Here is an 18,153-nt window from a genome sequence, read left to right as displayed (position 1 = left end):
ATAATATTGACTTTTACGTAATAGTCAATTTCGTCGGTCGCTCAGATGCCGAACCACCATGTGGCGATGCCGAGGAAGGCGAAGAAGCCGGTACAGTCGGTCACCGTCGTCACGAAGACCGACGAGGCGATCGCCGGATCGGCGCCCACCTTGTCGAGCAAAAGCGGCAGCAGGATGCCGGCAAGGGCCGCCGCCATCAGGTTGATGATCATCGCCGCCGCGATCACCCCGCCGAGCTGATAGTCGTGGAACCAGGTGCCCGCGATCAAGCCCATGATCGTCGCAAAGACGATGCCGTTGAGGATGCCGACACCGGCCTCCCTGCGGATGATGCGGCCGGCATTGTAGATGTCGAGATCTCGGGTGGCGAGCGCCCGCACCGTCACCGTCATCGTCTGCGTGCCGGCATTGCCGCCCATCGAGGCGACGATCGGCATCAGCACCGCAAGCGCGATCATCTTCTCGATCGAGGCGTCGAACAGGCCGATGACGCTGGCCGACAGCATCGCCGTGGCGAGATTGATCAGAAGCCAGAGGAAACGCGAGCGCGCCGTCGACAGCACATTGTCCGACAGCTCCTCGTCGCCGACGCCGCCAAGGCGCTTGATGTCCTCGTCCGCCTCCTCGTGGATGACGTCGACGACATCGTCGATGGTCAGCACGCCGACCAGCCGGCCGTTCTCGTCGACGACGGCGGCCGACAGAAGGTCGTACTGCTCGAAGAGCTGGGCGGCCTCCTCCTGGTCCATCTCGGCCGGCACCGGATGGTTGGTCTCGCGCATGATCTGCTCGATCTTCGTCTGCCGTTTGGTGCGCAGGATCTGGTCGAGATCGACGGCGCCGAGCAGCTTGAAGGTCGGATCGATGACGAAAATCTGCGAGAAGGAATAGGGAAGATCCTCCTCGTCGCGCATGTAGTCGATCGTCTGTCCCACCGTCCAGAACGGCGGCACGGCGACGAATTCCGTCTGCATTCGCCGCCCGGCCGAGCTTTCGGGATAATCGAGTGCCCGGCGCAGCCGGACCCGCTCGGTAAACGGCAGTTGCGCAAGGATCTCTTCCCGGTCTTCCTTGTCGAGATCTTCGAGAATGTAGACGGCATCGTCCGAATCGAGATCGCCGATCGCGGCGGCAATCTGCTCGTTCGGCATCTGGTCGACGATCTCGCGGCGAATCGCCTCGTCGACCTCGGTCAGCGCCGTCATGTCGAAATCTTCGCCGAGCAGACGCACCAGCGCCAGGCGCTGATCCGGCTGGATCGATTCCAGCAGGTCGCCTATTTCGGATTCATGCAGGCGGGCAACATTCTGGCGCAGGAACAGCGTGTCGCGGTCGGCGATCGCGGCGCCGACCAACGCCAGGAAATCGCTGCGGACATTGCCGTCCTCGTCGTAGATATCGGCTCCCTCGTCCTCGGGACGCCTGCGGATGCGCTCTTCCCCATCGGTCGTCGTCATCTGCCGCCCTCGCATCTGGTTCGAATTTCAACGACTACAGCGCCGCATTCGCGAATGTCGGCGGAAAACATATTGTCAACAAGCAGATAAGCAAATCCCCGCGCGAGGTTCCCGCGGTCGGAATTCATGGCTCCTGCTAGCCCAAAGCATCCCTGCCGTAAAGCAGCAAACCTGCCTCTTGATGACAATGCCCGCGGCCGGCGATAGTTTCGCCGCCCATCCGAGCCGAGGAAGATCGCCCCATGCCCATTCGCCCGATCCTGCGCTATCCGCATCCCGGTCTGAAGACCGTCTGCGCGCCGGTGACAGTCTTCGATTCGTCGCTTGCCGGGCTTGCCGACGACCTGCTGACGACGATGCGCGCCGCCCCCGGCGTCGGCATCACAGCCGCTCATATCGGCGTCTTCAGCCGTGTGACGGTGCTGGAGCTCGACAAGACCGACGGCGTGCGCCTCTACGTCAATCCGGAAATCACCTGGTTCTCGAAGGAGACGATGCCCCATGCCGAAGGCAGCGTCTCGATGCCGGGAGCGACGGACGAGGTCACCCGGCCCCGGTCGATCCGCTTCCGCTACCAGGACGCCGCAGGCCGCCCGCACGAGGACGTCGCCGAAGGTTTCCTCGCCATCTGCATTCAGCACGAGGTCGACCAGCTCGACGGCATTTTCTGGCTGCAGCGCCTCTCGCGGCTGAAACGCGACCGTCTCGTGAAAAAATGGGAGAAGGCGCAAACCTGACGACCAGGCCTGACGATCGGGCTGACAAATGGGCTCCCGCGCCGAACCATTCGCCGCCGCTGGCGTTCTCCCGCAAAGAAACCCAGCGATCTCTAGCAAAACGGAGCGACTGCAATGGCAAGGATCGGTGACAAGCCCCCGATTTCACGCGAAGGTCCAAAGCTTTTTGATGAAAAGGCGGAGCTTTCCCGTGAAGAAGATTATCGCGACCTCGAGGAACGCAATCTCGACGACGGCTGGCCCTATGCCGACGGAAGCGGCGCCGACCCGGCCAACCGCCCCTATGGCGAGACGGCGGCAAATTTCGACAGCGACCCCAACAAAGGCTTCCGGATCGACGGCATCGATGCAGACGGCAACGAGAACCGCCTGAAAGACTCACTGCGGGCCGACTCCATCGACCGCGATGAAAGCGACGAACTCGAAGCGCGGGTGAACGATCATCTCGAAACCATTCCCGAGGTCGACATCAACAGCATCGAGGTTCATGCCGACGGGCACGTCATCACCCTGGAAGGCTCGGTGGAGACGATCGGCATCGCCCGCAAGGTCGAACTCAGCGCGCTTTCGGTCGACGGCGTCGGCCATGTCCGCAACAGACTGCAACTCACCGGCGTCGACGCCCATATCCCGAACGAAGACTGATTCACGCGGACGATACGAATAGCGGCGGAGGGTGCCGATGCCCCCCGCCGCCTTTGTCTGCCGCCTGCCCAACATTACCAAAAGTTAACAATTACAGATTGCATCGCAATATGGCTGTTTGCCAGCCATATTTTAGAATTACGCTTAGGCGGCTTCCGTAACGCGAACGTCAATTTCGGTGACAACACTGTGATTTCATTTGGACAAAAGGTCGCGGCTGCGCCGCTATGCCATCACAAAATTGCCTGAATTGGGGCGCGAACTCGGATGCGCCAGGGGTTGGTTTTGTGTTGTGAAATTCAACAGCAGATTGAGGAGATAGACCCATGCGCATCAAATTCGCCCTTGCCGCGTCCCTGTTCGCCGTCAGCCTTGCAGGCGCCGCCTTCGCCCAGCCGACCTATTCGGACGACTACACCAACGATAGCGACGGCTTCTCACCGAGCCCGGTGGCCAAACCTGCTCCAGTTCACTACACGAACCACAAGGCCCCGGCCTATTCCAGCGACTACACCAATGACAGCGACGGATTCGCCCCGAGCGCTATGGCGGCCCCTGCCGTCGACAAGACCGCAACGGCGAGCATCACTCCGCTGCCCCCATGCCACAGCATGATTGGCCCAAAGGGCTCCCACACCAAGGGTGCCGACAGCGGCGCCTCCCGCACCGAAGCGTGCCGCGCCACGCATTGATCCAACAAAAGAAAGGGCCGGTAACCGGCCCTTTCTTTTCAATCTGCTTCTTTTCGCCTCAGAACACGAATGGAACAAGCCGGTAGCGGGTCGTGGTCATGAAGGCCGCGTAAGCAGGATCCTCCTTGAGAAGACGCTCCTCCGCCAGGAGGCGGAAACATTGGGCGGCAAGAGCCGCCGCATAGATGGCGAAATTCAAGAGCGACGGATTGGCCAGGAAAAAGCTGACATGCGTCATCAAATAGCCCGCATACATCGGGTGGCGGACAAACCTGTAGGGACCGCCGATCTTGACGCCACGATTGGCCGGCACCAGACCGAAGCTTCGCCGCAATACCAGCTTCGCCGATATTTGCAGGATGAAGCCGAGGCACATCACTATTCCACAGAGCCAGAGCGGCGCAAGCGGCTCCAACGTCGTTGGAGAGACGAGCAGCGGAAAGAGCGTGCCGATGGCGGTGACAGTCCAGTCATAGACCCGTAGCGACGCATTCCTCGTCGGTCGGCGAGTCAGGATCAGAAAGGCGGCAGCTCCTTCCGAAACGATCAGCAGGCCATCGATGATCGCCCTGTTGCCCTGCATCTGCGGCCAGATACGCATGACGATCGCAACGAATAAATAGCAGATCAGGACCTTTTCGACGATATCCAGAACGAAATGGATATCGAGAAATGACCAGCTTGCCGCTGCCTGTTTTTTCATAGTTTGCAAGACTTCCACATCATAAGATTGCGGCAATCTATATCTGCGTGGTCGCTAATTATAGGTTAAGGCATTCGCTCAGATCTGAAGGAGCGGCGGTTGTTGCTTTGCCGATCCTGACTGCAGAGTGCCGCAGCTTGAGGTCCGATCGCCGTCAGCTTTCGTTCGTCGTTTCGCCGAAAACCGCCTCGAAGGCGGTTCGCAACCGGATATCGACATCGGTCATCATCACCGGCAGACCGAGATCGACCAGGCTGGTCACGCCATAGGCCGAGATCCCGCAGGGCACAATGCCGCCGAAATGATCGAGATCGGGATCGACGTTGAGCGACAGTCCGTGGAAGGTCACCCATTTCCGCAGCCTGATGCCGAGGGCGGCGATCTTGTCCTCGGTCATCGTTCCATCCGCAAGCAACGGCTTGTCCGGCCGCCGCACCCAGACGCCGACGCGATCTTCACGCCGCTCGCCGCGCACATTCATCATGTCGAGCGTCCGGATGATCACATCTTCAAGGGCGGCGACAAAGGCGCGCACGTCCTGGCGCCTGCGCTTCAGGTCGAGCATGACATAGGCGACGCGCTGGCCGGGTCCATGATAGGTATATTCACCGCCGCGCCCCGTCGCAAACACCGGAAAACGGTCCGGCTGGACGAGGTCCCCGGCCTTGGCGCTGGTGCCGGCGGTATAAAGCGGCGGATGCTCGACGAGCCAGACGAGCTCGTCGCCGCCATCCGATATCCTTGCCACCTCGCGCTCCATCGTCTCCACGGCCTCCTCATAGGCAACGAGGCCGTCGGCGATGCGCCAGCGCACCGGGCGGGCGTCGGGATTCGGGAGCATGGAGAATTCGAGATCGGTGCGAAGCATGGCCATTCCTTGCCGCCCTCCCCGAAATGCCTGAAAAAAGGGGCGGCAGGAGACCTATATGGACCCGTTTCAGGGCCAATTCAAATGCTGTGACCGGTTTTGAAAAAAACTGTCATATCGCCCTTGTGCACCCCAAATGCTTTTGCTACATGCTGCCCCGCCGACGCAAATCGGCACCTACCACGATGCGGTCGTGGCGGAATTGGTAGACGCGCAGCGTTGAGGTCGCTGTGGGGCAACCCGTGGAAGTTCGAGTCTTCTCGACCGCACCATTCCCTTTTCAGGGAAACGCTCGCTAGGCGACGATTTCGATTTCACCTCGACGCTATTTGCCCCTGTTCGGCTTGATCGGCCGGCTTTCGCATGATTGATGGCGTCATCCCCTCACGAATCGGCCGCCATGTCAGAGCATCCAGCCCATCAAAACTCCCTGCAGGGTATGGCGATCATGTCCGGCGCCATGCTGATCCTGCCGACCATGGATGCCATCGCCAAATATATGGCGACCTTTGAGGCGATGTCGCCGGGTCAGGTGACCTTTTACCGATTCTTCTTCCAGATCGCCTGCACCCTGCCGATTCTTTTTGGCCTTTTCGGGCTGAAGGCGCTTTCGGCCAAACGTCCGTGGATGAACCTGCTACGCGGCGTGCTGCATGGCGCTGCGAGCCTGCTTTTTTTCGTCGCCGTCAAATACATGCCGCTTGCCGATGTCTTCGCCATCTATTTCGTCGAGCCCTTCATGCTGACGGCCATGTCGGCGCTTTTCCTCGGCGAGAAAGTCGGCTGGCGGCGCTGGATGGCGATCGTCGTCGGTTTCGGCGGCGCGATGATCGTCATTCAGCCGAGCTACGAGATTTTCGGGCTGAAGGCGCTGCTGCCGGTCGCCTGCGCCTTTCTGTTCTCGCTCTATCTCTTTCTCAACCGCGCCATCGGCGAGGCTGATTCGCCGCTGACCATGCAGACGATGGCCGGCATCGGCGGAACGGTCTTCATGGCCGCCGCTCTCCTCGTCGGCAACGGCTCCGGCAGTGCCGATTTCGCCGTCTCCCTGCCCGCCTCTGGTCTTGGTCTGGTGCTGCTTCTCGCGCTGGGTTCGATCTCCGGATATGCGCATATGCTGATCGTCCGGGCTTTCCGGCTGGCACCGCTGTCGCTGCTTGCGCCGTTCCAATATTTCGAGATCATCTCGGCGACCGTTCTCGGCTATGCGCTGTTCAACGATTTCCCGAGCTTTTCCAAATGGATCGGCATCTTCATCATCGTCGCATCGGGCCTGTTCATCATCTGGCGCGAGCGGCTGCAGGCGCGATCGCTAAAATCCTCCTGATCCCGGGAATATCGGATTAACTCCGCTTCTTGAGGGATCGTCAATTCGCAGACGGTAAAACTGTCTCCGGCTTCATGATGAAGCCTGGAGCTAAAACATGAGCGAATTTCGTCTCGCTTTCCCGGCCTGTGTCGTGGCCGGCAAGCATCGGCTGACGGCCGAAGATATAATCCTATTGCGCAAACATGCCTTTCCGGAGGGCATCCGGACATCCGACGATGTCGTGGCGATGTTGGCGCTCAACAATTCCTGCCCTGAAAAATGTGCCGCGTGGAACGCGTTCTTCGTCGAGCAGCTCGCCGGTTTCATCGTCCATTACACCTATCCGCAAGGCTCGCTCGATGAGATCAACGTCGCCTGGATCATGCGCATGTTCACGACCGACGGTGTCGTCAACTCGGCGCTGGAACTCGAGCTCATTCTCCACGTCATGGAGATTTCAGCCGATGTCCCAGGTGAATTGAGAGCGCTGGCGTTGGATCAGCTCCGCCTGGCGATCACCGATAATATCGGTGGCTACAAGCTGTCGCGCGCCGTCGACCGCCGGGGCATTACCCGCCAGGACGTCGATTTCACCATGCGCATCTTCCGCAGCATCGCCGAAGGCGGTGTCATCCCCGTCTCGTCGGTCGAATACGGCGTGCTCCAGCAGATCGATCAGGCAACGCTGCCCGGCGCCAATCATCCGCACTGGGCCGGCATCATGGCTGCCGCCGAGCTGCGCGACTATGCCGAGCCGCGGCGCAGCCGCTGGCTGCGCATCGTCGACGAGGAACCCGTCTCGGAAGCCGCCGTCGCCTGAAGCTCCTCAAACCTGCCATTCCTCAAGCCTGCCACTCCTCAGCCTGCCACTCCTCAAGCCTGATTGTGCGTTCCGGTGTTTTGTGCGTAAAACTCCGGAACGCATTTCTGGGTGGAGTCTCGATGTTCAAGAAAATCCTGATCGCGAATCGCGGCGAAATTGCCTGCCGCGTGATCAAGACTGCGCGCCGCATGGGCATTTCGACCGTCGCGGTCTATTCGGATGCGGATCGGGACGCGCTGCATGTCGAGATGGCCGACGAGGCCGTGCATATCGGCCCGGCCGCCGCCTCCGAGAGTTACCTGGTTGCCGAAAAGATTATCGCCGCCTGCAAGGCGACCGGCGCCGAGGCGGTGCATCCGGGCTACGGCTTCCTGTCCGAGCGCGCCTCCTTCTGCGCTGAGCTGGAAAAGCAGGGCATCGTCTTCATCGGCCCGAAGCCGAAGGCGATCATGGCGATGGGCGACAAGATCGAATCGAAGAAATTCGCCAATGCCGCCGGCGTCTCCACCGTACCAGGCCATCTCGGTGTCATCGAGGATGCCGCCCATGCGGAAGTGATCGCGGGTGGCATCGGTTATCCCGTCATGATCAAGGCATCGGCCGGCGGCGGCGGCAAGGGCATGCGGATCGCCTGGAATGAGGCCGAGGTGCGCGACGGCTTCGAGCGCGCCCGCTCCGAGGCGAAGAGCTCGTTCGGCGACGACCGCGTCTTCATCGAGAAGTTCATCGTCGAGCCGCGCCACATTGAGATCCAGGTGCTGGCCGATGCGCATGGCAACGTCGTCTATCTCGGCGAGCGCGAATGCTCGATCCAGCGGCGGAACCAGAAGGTGGCGGAAGAGGCGCCCTCGCCCTTCCTCGACGAAAAAACCCGCAAGGCGATGGGCGAACAATCGGTGGCGCTGGCGAGAGCAGTCGATTACCAGAGCGCCGGCACCGTCGAATTCATCGTCGACCGCGACCGCAACTTCTATTTCCTCGAAATGAACACCCGCCTGCAGGTCGAACATCCCGTCACCGAACTCGTCACCGGCATCGATCTCGTCGAGCAGATGATCCGTGTCGCCGCGGGCGAGCCGCTTGCCCTGGCCCAGGAAGAAATCAGGCTCGACGGCTGGGCGATCGAAAGCCGGCTCTATGCCGAAGACCCCTACCGCAACTTCCTGCCCTCGATCGGCCGCCTGACGCGCTACCGCCCGCCGGCCGAAGGCCGGACCGGCAATGTCACGGTCCGCAACGATACCGGCGTTTTCGAGGGCGCTGAGATCTCGATGTATTACGATCCGATGATCGCCAAGCTCTGCACCTGGGCGCCGACGCGGCTGGAGGCGATCGAGGCCATGGGCCAGGCGCTCGACGGCTTCGTCGTCGACGGCATCGAACACAATGTCCCCTTCCTGTCGGCGCTGATGAAACATCCGCGCTGGCGCGAGGGCCGGCTGTCCACCGGTTTCATCGCCGAGGAATATCCCGACGGCTTCGCGCCGATGAAACCGGACAGGACGGAAGAGGCTGTGCTGGCCGCCATTGCGTTGTCCGCCTCGCTGATCGAGACGAACCGGCGCGAGCGTTTCGCCGATCGCCTGCGCGCCGCATCGGGCGCATTGCGCGAGCACTGGGTGGTCAAGACAGGCGACAGCCACGTCGCCGTCCAATTGCTCGACGGCCTCGTCACCATCCCCTTCGATATGGAGATGGCGATAGAGGGCGAGAACAACAGCGTTGTCACCGATTGGAGACCCGGCGATCCCGTCTGGAGCGGCAAGGTCGGCGGCCGGGATATCATCGCGCAGATCCGCCCCGTCCTCAACGGGGTGCGCATCGACTGGCAGGGGCTTTCGGTGACCGCCAAAGTCTTTTCTCCGCGTCATGCCGAACTCGACAGGCTGATGCCGGTGAAGCTGCCGCCCGATACCTCCAAGCTGCTGCTCTGCCCGATGCCCGGCCTCGTCGTGTCCATCGCGGTCGCCGAGGGCCAGGAGGTCAAGGCAGGCGAGACGCTGGCGATCGTCGAGGCGATGAAGATGGAAAACGTGCTGCGCGCCGACCGCGATCTCGTCGTCTCCAAGATCAATGCCGCGGCCGGCGAAAGCCTGGCCGTCGATGCCGTGATCATGGAATTCGCCTGAGAGCAAGAGGCCGCCGGGCCGTTTTCGCTTGAGCCCGGCTGACCGGCCATGCCAAGGTCAGCCCAATAAAATTGTCAGGGAGATTGTCAAAATGGACGTTCGCGCCGCCGTAGCCGTTGCCGCCGGAAAACCGCTCGAAGTGATGACCGTGCAGTTGGAGGGGCCGAGGGCCGGCGAAGTGCTGGTCGAGGTCAAGGCGACCGGCATCTGCCACACCGACGACTTCACCCTGTCGGGCGCCGATCCGGAAGGCCTGTTCCCGGCCATCCTCGGCCATGAGGGTGCCGGCATCGTCGTCGATGTCGGCCCCGGGGTTACCTCGGTCAAGAAGGGCGACCACGTCATCCCGCTTTATACACCCGAATGCCGCGAATGTTATTCCTGCCTGTCGCGCAAGACCAATCTCTGCACGGCGATCCGCTCGACCCAGGGCCAGGGTCTGATGCCGGACGGTACCTCGCGCTTCTCGATCGGCAAGGACAAGATCCACCACTATATGGGCTGCTCGACCTTCGCTAATTTCACCGTGCTGCCGGAGATCGCCCTTGCCAAGGTCAATCCCGACGCGCCGTTCGACAAGATCTGCTACATCGGCTGCGGCGTCACCACCGGCATCGGCGCGGTGATCAACACCGCCAAGGTCGAGATCGGCTCGACGGCCATCGTCTTCGGTCTCGGCGGCATCGGTCTCAACGTCTTGCAGGGCCTGCGGCTCGCCGGCGCCGACATGATCATCGGCGTCGACATCAACAATGACCGCAAAGCCTGGGGCGAAAAGTTCGGCATGACGCATTTCGTCAATCCGAAGGAGGTCGGCGACGACATCGTGCCGCATCTCGTCAATCTGACCAAGCGCAATGGCGACTTGATCGGCGGCGCCGATTACACCTTCGACTGCACCGGCAACACCAAGGTGATGCGCCAGGCGCTTGAGGCCTCCCACCGCGGCTGGGGCAAGTCGATCATCATCGGCGTTGCCGGCGCCGGCCAGGAAATCTCCACCCGTCCGTTCCAGCTGGTCACCGGCCGCAACTGGATGGGCACCGCCTTCGGCGGCGCCCGTGGCCGCACCGACGTGCCAAAGATCGTCGACTGGTACATGCAGGGCAAGATCCAGATCGACCCGATGATCACCCACACCATGCCGCTCGAAGACATCAACAAGGGCTTCGACATGATGCACAAGGGCGAAAGCATCCGCGGCGTGGTCGTGTACTGACCACACATGGATTTCCTGAAGAACTGGAGATTGAAGCTACGATACGGAAAGTTGAAAACGGCTTTCCGTCATTTTGCCGTCATTGCGGACGGAGAGGTCGTCACATCCAATGTCGATTTCGGCACGACGGCCGGTTCAGCAGCTTTTTTCTCCATGCAGGCTTGGGCGATCGACAGCGAACAGGCCACTGATATGGTCGTGAGGATTGGCCGGGACGTGGGATTTGAAGCGTCCGGACGGGTCTATGTCTACTCGACCGAGCCACAGCAGCCTCCAGGACAAAATCCCCATGCCTACGGCCTGAATTTTCGTCAATATCTGCGCTAGGGCGAGCCGGTCTGCAGGCAACCGGCCGCATCCGGAAGCAACCATTTCCTTTCTTGAAGTCAGCCGTTCTGTCGTACATATACGGAAAGCTTAACAGCTCCCGCATCCGGCGGGAGGATCCCTGGCGTGGTTTTATCAATGGCTTCGATTCCCTACACGGCCGACCTCAAGGGCCTCGACGAGCTCTCCCCGCGGGAGCTCTACGACCTGCTCAAGATGCGCGTCGACGTCTTCGTGGTCGAGCAGAGCTGCCCCTATCCGGAACTCGATGGCAAGGATGTCGACGCCCTGCATCTGCGGCTGCTCTCCGGCGGGGAACAGCTAGCCTCTGCCCGGCTGCTGAAGCCGCACAATACGCAGGATTCGGTAAAGATCGGTCGAGTCGTCGTCTCGCCGGCCCATCGCGGTAAGCGTCTCGGCGATGCGTTGATGAGCGAAGCGACCATGGCTTGCGAACGGCTTTATCCGGCCAATCCCATCGCCCTGTCGGCGCAGGCCCATCTGCGGCGATTCTACGAAGCCCTCGGCTTTGTCAGGACATCGGAGGAATATCTGGAAGACGGCATTCCCCATATCGATATGGTCAGACAGGCGGCGCGGCCGGCATGAGGATATCGCCATGATCTACGTCGATGCCGATGCCTGCCCGGTGAAGCCGGAAGTGCTGAAGGTGGCAGAGCGCCTCGACCTCGAAGTCACCTTCGTCGCCAATTCCGGCCTGCGCCCCTCGCGCGATCCGATGGTCCACAACGTCATCGTCTCCAACGCCTTCGACGCCGCCGACAACTGGATTGCCGAGCGCGCCGGCCCGGGCGATATCGTCGTCACCGCCGACGTGCCGCTCGCCGTGCGCTGTGTCGCCACCGGCGCCTTCGTCAGCAGCCCGACGGGCCGCGTCTTCGACGAGACCAATATCGGCATGGCGAGCGCCATGCGCGATCTCGGCGCGCATTTGCGCGAAACCGGTGAGAGCAAGGGTTACAACGCCGCCTTCAGCCCGAAAGACCGCTCGCGCTTCCTCGAGACCTTCGACCGCCTCTGCCGCCGCGCCAAGAGCCTTTCCGCCGACGCTGGTGGGAAGTAATCCCGCTCAGGCCGGCAAGAAACGGGTGGCATGGCAGCCATGTCGATTCCTACCTTGAAGTCCGCCGTCTCCTCTCGCATATAGACGTCATCGCAGACGACTGCGGCATCTTCCGGATGCAACCGTCGCGGGGACGGCCTCGCTCTTGAACAAGGAGAGTCGTATGGCCTGGTTTCTGCTTTTTCTCGCTGGTCTTTTCGAATGTGGCTGGGCGATCGGCCTTAAATACACCGATGGCTTCACACGGCCGCTGCCGACAGCGCTGACCGTCATATCCATGGTAGTCAGCATCGTGCTGCTCGGCCTGGCGGTGAAGCACCTGCCGATCGGGACCGCCTATGCGGTCTGGACCGGTATCGGCACGGTCGGCACCGTGCTGCTGGGCATCTGGCTGCTTGGCGATGAGGCAAGTGTCTCCCGTCTTGCCTGCATCATGCTGATCGTCGGCGGCATCGCCGGTCTCAAGCTCACCGCCTGATATAAGGCTGAGGGGCGCCTACAACGCCCCTCGTTTATTGCTCAGGCTGCCTTGCGGTTATCGACGGCAAACGCGCCGGGACCCGAGAAGAACAGGTAGAGGAAGACGAAGCAGAACAGGATCGCGGCATCGCCCTCATTGACAACGGGGAAGAAGCTACGCGGCGCATGCGCCATGAAATAGGCGACCGCCATTTGGCCGGCCAGCACGAAGGCGACGGGACGCGTCAGCAGGCCGACGAGAATAAGGATGCCGCCGACCAGTTCCAGAAGGGCTGCGAAAAGCATCAGCGGCGGCAGCGAGCCCTCCATCGCCGGAATCGGGAAACTGAAAAGCTTCATCGTCCCGTGTTCGATGAACAGCAGCGCGGTGATGATTCTGAGAGCGGCCAACCCGTAGGGGCGATAGGCAGAAAGACGCTCGAAACTTGACATAAAACCTCTCCATTTAAAACAATGCAGCCGAGCGTTAGCCGGTCCCCGACAGGGATTGAACACACGGATCGCTGACGGCCGTTCACTTTTTCGACAGCAGGTAAACAGTTGAACGGATGATTTTATTCACCGGCCAAATCTCAGAGCGGAATGTTGTCGTGTTTCTTCCACGGATTGGCGAGATCCTTGTTGCGCAGCATCTTCAGCCCCCGCGCCAGCCGCCGCCGGGTCGAATGCGGCATGATCACCTCGTCGACATAACCGCGTTCGGCGGCGACGAAGGGCGAAAGGAACCGGTCCTCGTACATTTTCGTATGTTCGGCGATCTTCTCGGGATTGGCGATGTCCTTGCGGAAGATGATCTCGACCGCGCCCTTGGCGCCCATCACGGCGATCTGCGCCGTCGGCCAGGCATAGTTCAAGTCGCCGCGCAGATGCTTCGACGCCATCACGTCGTAGGCGCCGCCGAAGGCCTTGCGGGTGATGACGGTGAGCTTCGGGACCGTCGCCTCGGCATAGGCAAACAGCAGCTTGGCGCCATGCTTGATCAGCCCGCCATATTCCTGCGCGGTGCCCGGCAGAAATCCCGGCACGTCGACGAAGGTGACGATCGGAATGTTGAAGCAGTCGCAGAAGCGCACGAAGCGCGCCGCCTTGCGCGAGGCATCGCTGTCGAGCACGCCGGCCAGCACCATCGGCTGGTTGGCGACGAAACCGACCGTGGAGCCTTCGACGCGGCCGAAGCCGCAGACGATATTGCCGGCAAAGCTTGACTGGATCTCGAAAAAATCTCCCTCGTCCGCCACCTTCCGGATCAGTTCCTTGATATCGTATGGCTTGTTGGCGCTGGCCGGCACCAGCGTATCGAGCGACATGTCGACCTCTGTCACCGACTGGTAACATTCGATTTCGGGTAGCGGCGCCGTGTTCGAAAGCGGCAGGAAATCGATCAGCCGGCGCACCTGCAGCAGCGTTTCAACGTCATTGTCATAGGCGCCGTCGGCAATCGACGAGCGCGTCGTATGCACCTTCGCGCCGCCCAGCTCCTCAGCGGTTACCGTCTCGTTGGTCACCGTTTTCACCACGTCGGGCCCGGTGACGAACATGTAGGAGGTATCGCGCACCATGAAGATGAAATCGGTCATGGCAGGCGAATAGACGTCGCCGCCGGCGCAAGGACCCATGATCACCGAGATCTGCGGGATGACGCCGGAGGCGAGCACATTGCGCTGGAACACTTCGGCGTAGCCGCCGAGAGCGGCCACCCCCTCCTGGATGCGGGCGCCACCAGCATCATAGATGCCGACGATCGGCGCGCGGTTCTTCAGCGCCATGTCCTGCACCTTCATGATCTTCTCGGCATGCGCTTCCGAAAGCGAGCCGCCGAAGACGGTGAAGTCCTTGGCGAAGACGAATACCGTGCGGCCGTTGACCGTGCCCCAGCCGGTGACGACGCCGTCGCCGGCGACACGGCTCTTGTCCATGCCGAAATCGGTGGAACGGTGTTCGACGAACATGTCGAACTCCTCGAAGGAGCCTTCGTCGAGAAAGAGATCGATGCGCTCGCGCGCCGTCAGCTTGCCGCGCTTGTGCTGGGCATCGATGCGCGCCTTGCCGCCGCCGAGGCGGGCGACGCCGCGGCGCCGTTCCAGTTCTTCGAGAATTTCCTTCATGCGATCTCCCTCGCCTTTATTTCTAGCATGTCGTTATCACCGCGACATGCTTTAGAGCCCACGCCCGCTGAGCGAGAAAACCGAGCGTATCCTTGCCGCGACGTCCTCGGCCAGGATCTCATCCGCAAGCTTGGGATCGGCGGCGATGCTGGTCACGTCGAAGGCACTGACGGCGATGACCGAGCCATCCTCGACGGAGGCTGCGTCGATACTGACCTTGGCGATGTTGCGGTCCTTCTGGAAGCCGAGCCCCTTCTCGATGGCGACGACGCGGATCGTCAGCACCACTCGCGGCAGCACCGTGTCGCGCACCGTGGCGTTGATCGCGGCGTTGACGCGGTCGTTGATGCCGGAAAGCAGTTCGGCCGGCATGTTCGGGCCTGAGACGACGACGGCGCTGCGCACATCATAGACCGGCGCCGGTGGCTTCGTGCCCGAGAGGCTGACGCAGGCCGTCAGCGCGACACAGACGAGTGCGGCCTGGCAAAAACACGACCTCAGCCAATTCATTGCAAAATCCCGCACAACCCCGTTGGAGTCGCAGACTTCGTTATAATGGCGGGGAAGGCAATATGTTTCAGGCGCTTAGGGCGAAAAAAACGTCGGTCGCCGCCTTGAACTCGGCAAAGCGCTTGGCCCGCCGCTCCTCGGCTTCCTCGTCGCTGCCCCAATGCTCGATCGTCCAGTCCTCGTCGAGATGCGCAAGCGACCAGGTTTCCTCAGCCGTCACCCGGCCGCAGGCGAAGGCGAGCGCCAGGATCGCCGAACCAGTGAGCGTGGTGACTGTGTGGAGTGCGGCGAGCGCGATCGGGTTATCATATCTGGCGAGCGTGACGGCGAAGGCGGCTGTCGCCTCGCGGGGCTGCTCTCGCGGCATCACGCCTTCAACAAGGATGAAGCGGGCGCCGAGATCGTTCGCCGCCCAGTCGACCACCGGGTCCCAGCGCTCGGCCTGGCGCTCGACCAGCAGTTCCGGCCCATCGGCGCGGTAGCAGATCAGGTCGCTCGAGGAAAAGCGCAGGATATCTTCAAGGATAGCCTGTGTGTTGCCGGTAATGCCGTCGAGCGCGGTGTTGACGAGCCGCGTCATGGGCATCGTCATGGGATCGATTTCCTCACCCTGCCCCCGCCATTCGGCCGCGACAAGCTGCGCCAAGGCCTGCGTTGGAACCGCGAGCACCTGGCGCGCCGGCGTGCGCACCATCTTGCCATCGAGCGTGATGGCAAAACCGCCCTCGTGCTCGGCAACGTCGACAGCGGTGTAGAAACGCTTCGGCAACGGCTTCTTCATCTGGATCTGCGCCCGGCGGATCGGATCGGGATGGCTCAGGCCTTCGGAAAGATCGTTCAGCAGATCACGCATGGCACTACCTCAGGAAAAATGGCGCAATATCTCGTTCGGATGATAGGCGATCGCATCGGCGCCGTTGGCGATCAGCTCGTCCACGCTGGCATAGCCCCAGGCAACGCCGATCGCCTTGGCGCCGGCAGCCTTTGCCATCTGCATATCGTAAATCGCATCGCCGATGACAATGGCATCCGCCGCATTCATGCCGGTTTCGTCGCAGCATTCCGTCACCATCGCCGGATGCGGCTTGGAAGGGCAATCGTCGGCGGTGCGCGCAACGGTGAAATATCGGTCGAAGCCGTGCGTCTCCATCACCAGGTTCAGTCCGCGCCTGGATTTGCCCGTCACCGCGCCGATCAGCAGATCCTCGCGCCCGGTAATCGCGTCGATCATCTCACGAATGCCGGGAAATAGCGGCTCGCGGTAGTCGAGATCCTGGCGCACGACCGAGAACAGCGATTTGTAATGCGCCGTCATCTCGATATCTTCCTGCTCGACATGCGGCCTGCCCTGCATGCGGGCAATCGCGATATCCAGCGACAGGCCGATGATGGCCTTGGTGTCCTCAAATCGCGGTTCCGGCTTGCCGAACTTTTCGAAGGTGCGGCGCATGGTTTCGTGGATTAGGCCGGCGCTGTCGACCAGCGTGCCGTCGCAATCGAAAAGAGCGAGTTTCATTCGCTGTCCCTTTCGGCGCCGGCAAGGTCGAGACCGAGCAGGTTCCAGGTCTGCACCATATGCGGCGGCAGCGGCGCGCTGACGCGCAGGCGGCCGCCCGATGGATGCGGGATGTCAATGTGGCGTGCGTGCAGATGCAGCTTCTTCTGGACGCCGCCCGGAAAATCCCAATTCGGATCGTCGTCGAAATATTTCGGATCGCCGATGATCGGGTGGCCGATATGCAGGGCATGCACACGCAGCTGGTGGGTGCGGCCGGTATAGGGCTCCATCTCAAGCCATGCGAGATTCTGCGCCGCCGTCTCCACCACGCGGTAGAAGGAAATCGCATGGTCGGCGCCGTCCTCGCCGTGCCTGGCGATGCGCATGCGGTCACCATCGGCTGTCGGTTCCTTGACGAGCCAGGTCGAGATCTTGTCCTCGTGCTTGCGCGGCACGCCCTTGACCAGCGCCCAATAGGTTTTCTTGGTGTCGCGCTCGCGGAAGGCGGCGGTCAGCTTCTGTGCGGCGCCGCGGGTGCGGGCGATGACGAGAACACCTGAAGTGTCGCGGTCGAGGCGGTGAACGAGCCGCGGCTTTTCGCCCTTCGGGCTGGTCCAGGCTTCGAGCATCTGGTCGATATGCCGGGCCACGCCGGAGCCGCCCTGCACCGCAATGCCGGGCGGCTTGTTGAGCACGATCACCTTGTCGTCCTCATGCAGCACCATGCGCGACAGGAGCTCGAAATCGGAGGAATGCTTGAGATCCTTGCCGGCGATCGGTCCGGATTTCAGCTTCGCATCGACATCGAGCGGCGGCACCCGTACCGTCTGGCCGGGCTGCACCCGCGCATCCGATTTGACACGGCCGCCGTCGACGCGCACCTGGCCGGAGCGCAGGAGCTTCTGCAACGGGCCGAAGCCGAGCCCGGGAAAATGTAGTTTGAACCAGCGATCGAGCCGCATGCCCGCTTCGTCGGCTTCAACCTTGATATGTTCTATGCCAGCCATAAAAAATCTTTCGGAAATTGCAGCACGGGCCAAGCCGGCGTTCTTGCCGCAGCCTTTAGAGCATTTTCTCGCAAAACGGAAACCGGAAAAGAAATCAGGCCAAAGCGCGCATGACGGCAAGGCCCGCCACGACGGCGGCCATCGACAGCCCGACGCTGGCGACGATATAGAGGCCGCCGGCTACCGCCTGCCCACGCTCGAACAGCGAGATCGCATCCAGCGAGAAGGCCGAGAAGGTGGTGAACCCGCCGAGAAAGCCGGTGATCAGCAACAGGCGCAGCTCCACCGAAGCGTTGAACCGGCGCGCGATCAGCTCGGCGAAGACGCCGATGACGAAGCAGCCGACGACATTGACGGCAAGCGTACCCCAAGGAAAGGCCGGGCCCATGGTCCTGAGGGTCCACTGGCCGACATAATATCTGAGAAGGGAACCGATGGCGCCGCCGACGGCGACGAGAAGAGCCTGGATCATCCGCCGGATCTATCGCAACTCCGCGGGGATTCCAATCATCGCGGAGCGGATTCTTACCATCCGGTAAAATGCCGATGATTTTCTTATG

21 protein-coding genes and 1 tRNA gene are annotated in these 18,153 nt (G+C 61.7%); 12 read left to right on the top strand and 10 right to left on the bottom strand.

Annotation, left to right across the window (positions count from 1 at the left end; genetic code table 11):
* Positions 1 to 41: 41 nt before the first annotated feature.
* Complete coding sequence (mgtE, locus tag ATY75_RS18305) at positions 42 to 1,457, bottom strand: magnesium transporter (RefSeq protein ID WP_088938670.1); 1,416 nt, start codon at positions 1,455 to 1,457, stop codon at positions 42 to 44.
* A gap of 242 nt (positions 1,458 to 1,699) precedes the next feature.
* On the opposite strand from mgtE, the gene ATY75_RS18300 reads away from it, so the two are divergent.
* The 3 genes from ATY75_RS18300 to ATY75_RS18290 all read left to right on the top strand — a co-directional run bounded on the left by ATY75_RS18300 (position 1,700) and on the right by ATY75_RS18290 (position 3,531).
* Positions 1,700 to 2,194: a peptide deformylase gene (locus ATY75_RS18300; RefSeq protein ID WP_065092343.1), complete on the top strand. Its 495-nt coding sequence runs from the start codon at positions 1,700 to 1,702 to the stop codon at positions 2,192 to 2,194.
* 114 nt (positions 2,195 to 2,308) lie between these two features.
* Positions 2,309 to 2,839, top strand: a complete 531-nt coding sequence (locus ATY75_RS18295; RefSeq protein WP_088938669.1) for a BON domain-containing protein — start codon at positions 2,309 to 2,311, stop codon at positions 2,837 to 2,839.
* Positions 2,840 to 3,165: 326 nt separating this feature from the next.
* Entirely contained in the window at positions 3,166 to 3,531 is a 366-nt protein-coding gene (locus ATY75_RS18290; protein ID WP_065092344.1) for a hypothetical protein, read from the top strand.
* A gap of 58 nt (positions 3,532 to 3,589) precedes the next feature.
* Here ATY75_RS18290 and ATY75_RS18285 read toward each other — a convergent pair whose 3' ends face one another.
* A complete protein-coding gene (locus tag ATY75_RS18285; protein WP_065092345.1) occupies positions 3,590 to 4,234 on the bottom strand; it encodes a methyltransferase in 645 nt (214 codons plus the stop codon).
* A gap of 154 nt (positions 4,235 to 4,388) precedes the next feature.
* Positions 4,389 to 5,108, bottom strand: a complete 720-nt coding sequence (lipB, locus tag ATY75_RS18280; RefSeq protein WP_088938668.1) for a lipoyl(octanoyl) transferase LipB — start codon at positions 5,106 to 5,108, stop codon at positions 4,389 to 4,391.
* 181 nt (positions 5,109 to 5,289) lie between these two features.
* Here lipB and ATY75_RS18275 point away from each other — a divergent pair.
* The 9 genes from ATY75_RS18275 (at position 5,290) to sugE (ending at position 12,471) form a co-directional block, all read left to right on the top strand.
* Positions 5,290 to 5,374: transfer RNA gene (locus ATY75_RS18275), tRNA-Leu, on the top strand.
* Between the two features lie 98 nt (positions 5,375 to 5,472).
* Positions 5,473 to 6,429, top strand: a complete 957-nt coding sequence (locus tag ATY75_RS18270; RefSeq protein WP_190241378.1) for a DMT family transporter — start codon at positions 5,473 to 5,475, stop codon at positions 6,427 to 6,429.
* 97 nt (positions 6,430 to 6,526) lie between these two features.
* Complete coding sequence (locus ATY75_RS18265) at positions 6,527 to 7,231, top strand: hypothetical protein (protein WP_088938666.1); 705 nt, start codon at positions 6,527 to 6,529, stop codon at positions 7,229 to 7,231.
* 122 nt (positions 7,232 to 7,353) lie between these two features.
* Positions 7,354 to 9,363: an acetyl/propionyl/methylcrotonyl-CoA carboxylase subunit alpha gene (locus ATY75_RS18260; protein ID WP_088938665.1), complete on the top strand. Its 2,010-nt coding sequence runs from the start codon at positions 7,354 to 7,356 to the stop codon at positions 9,361 to 9,363.
* A gap of 91 nt (positions 9,364 to 9,454) precedes the next feature.
* Positions 9,455 to 10,582, top strand: coding sequence for an S-(hydroxymethyl)glutathione dehydrogenase/class III alcohol dehydrogenase (locus ATY75_RS18255; protein ID WP_088938664.1), 1,128 nt, complete (start codon positions 9,455 to 9,457; stop codon positions 10,580 to 10,582).
* A 6-nt stretch (positions 10,583 to 10,588) separates the two neighbouring features.
* A complete protein-coding gene (locus tag ATY75_RS18250) occupies positions 10,589 to 10,909 on the top strand; it encodes a hypothetical protein (protein ID WP_088938663.1) in 321 nt (106 codons plus the stop codon).
* Positions 10,910 to 11,047: 138 nt separating this feature from the next.
* The gene (locus ATY75_RS18245) at positions 11,048 to 11,518 is read left to right on the top strand and encodes a GNAT family N-acetyltransferase (protein WP_088938662.1); all 471 of its coding nucleotides are present in this window, start codon (positions 11,048 to 11,050) and stop codon (positions 11,516 to 11,518) included.
* A gap of 10 nt (positions 11,519 to 11,528) precedes the next feature.
* On the top strand, positions 11,529 to 11,993 hold the full coding sequence (locus tag ATY75_RS18240; protein WP_088938661.1) for a YaiI/YqxD family protein: 465 nt from the start codon (positions 11,529 to 11,531) through the stop codon (positions 11,991 to 11,993).
* Positions 11,994 to 12,156: 163 nt separating this feature from the next.
* Positions 12,157 to 12,471 carry a quaternary ammonium compound efflux SMR transporter SugE gene (sugE, locus tag ATY75_RS18235; protein WP_064838579.1) on the top strand — a complete coding sequence of 105 codons (315 nt, stop codon included), beginning with the start codon at positions 12,157 to 12,159 and terminating at the stop codon, positions 12,469 to 12,471.
* A gap of 41 nt (positions 12,472 to 12,512) precedes the next feature.
* Here the strand turns inward: sugE and ATY75_RS18230 are convergent, their stop codons facing one another.
* From ATY75_RS18230 to crcB, 7 genes are all read right to left on the bottom strand, one after another.
* The gene (locus ATY75_RS18230) at positions 12,513 to 12,905 is read right to left on the bottom strand and encodes a DoxX family protein (RefSeq protein ID WP_064838580.1); all 393 of its coding nucleotides are present in this window, start codon (positions 12,903 to 12,905) and stop codon (positions 12,513 to 12,515) included.
* A 140-nt stretch (positions 12,906 to 13,045) separates the two neighbouring features.
* Complete coding sequence (locus tag ATY75_RS18225; RefSeq protein ID WP_088938660.1) at positions 13,046 to 14,578, bottom strand: acyl-CoA carboxylase subunit beta; 1,533 nt, start codon at positions 14,576 to 14,578, stop codon at positions 13,046 to 13,048.
* A 51-nt stretch (positions 14,579 to 14,629) separates the two neighbouring features.
* Entirely contained in the window at positions 14,630 to 15,088 is a 459-nt protein-coding gene (locus ATY75_RS18220; RefSeq protein ID WP_088938659.1) for a hypothetical protein, read from the bottom strand.
* A gap of 67 nt (positions 15,089 to 15,155) precedes the next feature.
* Entirely contained in the window at positions 15,156 to 15,941 is a 786-nt protein-coding gene (locus ATY75_RS18215) for an ATP12 family chaperone protein (protein WP_088938658.1), read from the bottom strand.
* 9 nt (positions 15,942 to 15,950) lie between these two features.
* Complete coding sequence (locus tag ATY75_RS18210) at positions 15,951 to 16,604, bottom strand: HAD-IA family hydrolase (RefSeq protein WP_088938657.1); 654 nt, start codon at positions 16,602 to 16,604, stop codon at positions 15,951 to 15,953.
* Positions 16,601 to 17,593, bottom strand: coding sequence for an RluA family pseudouridine synthase (locus ATY75_RS18205; protein ID WP_088938656.1), 993 nt, complete (start codon positions 17,591 to 17,593; stop codon positions 16,601 to 16,603). The genes ATY75_RS18210 and ATY75_RS18205 overlap by 4 nt, the downstream gene beginning before the upstream one ends.
* Before the next feature lie 94 nt (positions 17,594 to 17,687).
* The gene (gene crcB, locus ATY75_RS18200) at positions 17,688 to 18,065 is read right to left on the bottom strand and encodes a fluoride efflux transporter CrcB (protein WP_088938655.1); all 378 of its coding nucleotides are present in this window, start codon (positions 18,063 to 18,065) and stop codon (positions 17,688 to 17,690) included.
* Between the last annotated feature and the right edge of the window lie 88 nt (positions 18,066 to 18,153).

Source organism: Rhizobium sp. N122, assembly GCF_002211295.1.
GTDB lineage: Bacteria > Pseudomonadota > Alphaproteobacteria > Rhizobiales > Rhizobiaceae > Rhizobium.
The sequence above is the reverse complement of the archived record's forward strand: the minus strand, read 5'-3'. Positions and strand labels throughout refer to the sequence as shown.